Origin of the sequence: Citrobacter sp. S55_ASV_140, assembly GCF_018919505.1 — a bacterium.
GTDB lineage: Bacteria > Pseudomonadota > Gammaproteobacteria > Enterobacterales > Enterobacteriaceae > Citrobacter > Citrobacter werkmanii.
The window spans coordinates 1-3,075 of record NZ_JAHLQZ010000309.1; the positions used below are offsets into that span (position 1 = coordinate 1).

Annotated in this window: 2 protein-coding genes; both read left to right on the top strand. The window is 47.1% G+C overall.

The genetic code is table 11. The annotated features are described in order from the left end of the window. A partial coding sequence (locus tag KQJ18_RS22960; RefSeq protein WP_216422838.1) for a hypothetical protein occupies positions 1 to 389 on the top strand: 389 nt, incomplete at its 5' end. 54 nt (positions 390 to 443) lie between these two features. Next, complete coding sequence (gene vgrG / locus KQJ18_RS22965) at positions 444 to 2,978, top strand: type VI secretion system tip protein VgrG (RefSeq protein WP_137347626.1); 2,535 nt, start codon at positions 444 to 446, stop codon at positions 2,976 to 2,978. Positions 2,979 to 3,075: the final 97 nt, after the last annotated feature.

Genomic DNA, 3,075 nt, shown 5'->3' on the forward strand with positions numbered 1-3,075 from the left:
AAATAATACTGGTGACGATTGCTTTGATTTTCTTGTCACCGCTGTTAATAGCCTGGCCAGATAAATTAGAATATCGGGAAAGCGATCTTTTTGACTACTATTTCTATACTGATGTTGATATCAAGCAGGCTCCAAGGATATCAAATAATTATCGCTTTGAATATATTTCTCCTGATGGAAGTACACGAGAAACAAATCTTGTTATTTTTCACGGTGGTGATGTGGGAATTATTCGTGATTATCTAACAGGTCTTGGCTTTCATCTTTATGATTATAGTGATAATGGAAGAGAAGAACTTTGGATATCAAATGATAATCATCGATTTACTTTTTCTATTGTCACTAACAAGAAAAAAGATTTGGTCAGTTTAATAAAAACAATGCGTTGAGGGTAAGTTTTTGTTCTGGAAGTGGCTCTTTATAAATTTACAGGGGTTAAATATATGGGAATGGATGAATCACTTGGCGGCGGGATGTCATTTATATCTGAAAATACGCTGAATCGTTATCAATTGTATATCCCTTCATGCAAGTCTGTACTGGATGTTATTAACTTTAATGGTACAGAGGAAATGAGTTCGCTGTATCGATACGTAGTACATTTTTCCAGCCAGGATAAAGATATTGCGGTCGAATCAATACTCAGAAAATCAACGACATTGACTATGGGAATGGGGGAGTTAAGTGAGTTAACTGCCCGCAAAATCGTACATGGTATTGTGACATCTTTCCATCGTATCAGTGGTTCAAAAGACCAGACTATCTACCAGATAATCATTGAACCTTTTGTCGCGTTGCTGAAAAACCAATTTCGCACACACCGTTTCTTTATTAATATGTCAGTTCCTGAAGTGGTTACTCAAATTTTACAGGAGCATGGTTTAAAAGACTGGGAATATAATTTTGATTTGGTAATGGAATATCCCAAAAGAGAGCAAATTAATCAGTATCAGGAGAGCGATCTGGTTTTTATTGAACGCCTGCTCTCTGAAGTTGGAATATTCTTCTTCTTCCGACTTCAGCCTGATGCTGGCACAGAGGTGATCTATTTTGCTGACAAACAAAGCGCATGGGAGTTTGGTAAAACATTACCGCTGAATAGTCCCTCCGGAATGAATGACAATGGAGTCGACTCAGTCTGGGATATTCAGTTCCAAGAGTCTACGGTGCAGGCATCGGTTACAGCCGGGGATTATAACCATCGCCAGGCTCAGAAAATATTATTTTCTGCACAAGCCGATATGACTTACGGTGAAGGTGACGGGGTGACTTACGGGGATGTTTACCACTATCGCCCACGCCATCTTGAAACGGGTGATCAGGTTTCGCCGGCGCCTGAGACAGGGAATTATTGGGCGCGACTGGAACATGAACGTTATCTCTCCTCACAAGCGACAATCACTGGATTATCAACCGATGTGAGCCTCCGCCCGGCTCAGGTCCTGAATATTACGGAATCGACACCTGTCCCAACGCTTCCTGCCAGTGTGCGTAACAGCTTGCTGGTTACGGCGGTTTCATTCAGCGCAAGCCGAAAGGAAGCGCTACAAGTGGTGTTGATGGCGACCATTTACAGTGAAACGCGCTGTTGGAGACCTCCACTCAAACCGCGGCCAGTGATTAGCGGCACGCTAATGGCACGTGTTTCAAGCCCGAAAAAGAATGATGAATATGCTCATTTAAATCAGAGCGGGCTTTATTGGGTTAAGTTTGATGCGGACCGCGATGCGAAACAGCAGGGCTACGAAAGTATGCCAGTACGCCTTGCCAGACCCTACGGTGGTGACACCTACGGTATTCACTTCCCGCTGATACAGGGCACAGAAGTGGCGGTGGCGTTCCATGAAGGTGACCCGGACCGGCCCTATATCGCCCATGTGCTGCATGACTCCCGGCATCCTGACCACGTGACACAGGCAAACCATACCCGTAACGTCATCCGCACGCCCGCGAACAACAAGCTGCGCATGGAGGACAAACGGGGTGAGGAGCACGTCAAGCTCAGTACCGATTACGGCGGGAAAACGCAACTTAATCTGGGGCATAACGTGGATGCACAGCGTGCGCTGCGGGGAGAGGGGGCAGAGCTGCGCACCGACGACTGGGTGGCGGTACGCGGCGGTAAAGGGGTTCTGATAACGGCAGAGATGCAGGCGGAAGCCGTGGACCGGATGCTGGAGATGGAATGTGTGATACGTCAGCTTGAGCAGGCGCTGTCACTGGCAAGGAGTCTGCAGCGGTCAGCGGAGACGGCAAAGGCAACGGCGGGAGACACAGCGAGCCAGCAGACGCTCAATGATGCGCTGGAGGAACTGGCTCAGCCGGGGCTTATTCTGCATGCGCCAGCGGGTGTAGGGATGATGAGTGCGAAGGCCGTACGGGTGTCCTCGGGAACGGACAGCGTGGGAATAATGTCGGCGCACAATACGGATATTAGTACCGGCCGGTCATTTACGGTGGCGGCGAGCGATACGGTAAGCCTGTATGCGCAGGGACAGGGGATGCAGCTGTATGCGGCAAAGGGAAAAGTGGATATTCAGGCCCAGGACGATGAAATGGGCATGACTGCGAAGAATGATATTACGGTAAGCAGCACAGAGGGGAAAATCACCGTGAATGCGAGCGAGGAGCTTTTGCTGAGCTGTGGTGGGGCGTATATCCGGTTGAAAGAGGGGAATATCGAACTGGGATGTCCGAATAATATCCTGCTGAAGTCAATGAATGTGCAGAAATTAGGGGCTACAAGTTTGAATACTCCAGTAGAGGAGCTGCCTCGAGGTTATAAAGGTGGTTTCACAATCACTAGTGAAAAGACCGGAGAAATAATGCCTTATGTTAGTTATCGAATGACGACTGCTGAAGGTGATGTATATGAAGGGATATCAGATGAGAATGGTCAGACGATACCAGTATACACAGCAATACCCTCCTCCGTAAAAATTGAGTTTCCGGACAGTAAAACCAGTGATAAGGAATAATCCCTGTGAGTGAAACCAAAACCTCAAATTCTGGTGAGTTTGGCAGTGCAACTGCGCCAGAACAAAAGAAAAATTGGATCGAAATACAGCTTATTGA

Coding starts and splice junctions, on each gene's coding strand:
- vgrG (WP_137347626.1), top strand. CDS start 444: ATGGGAATGGATGAATCACTTGGCGGCGGGATGTCATTTATATCTGAA.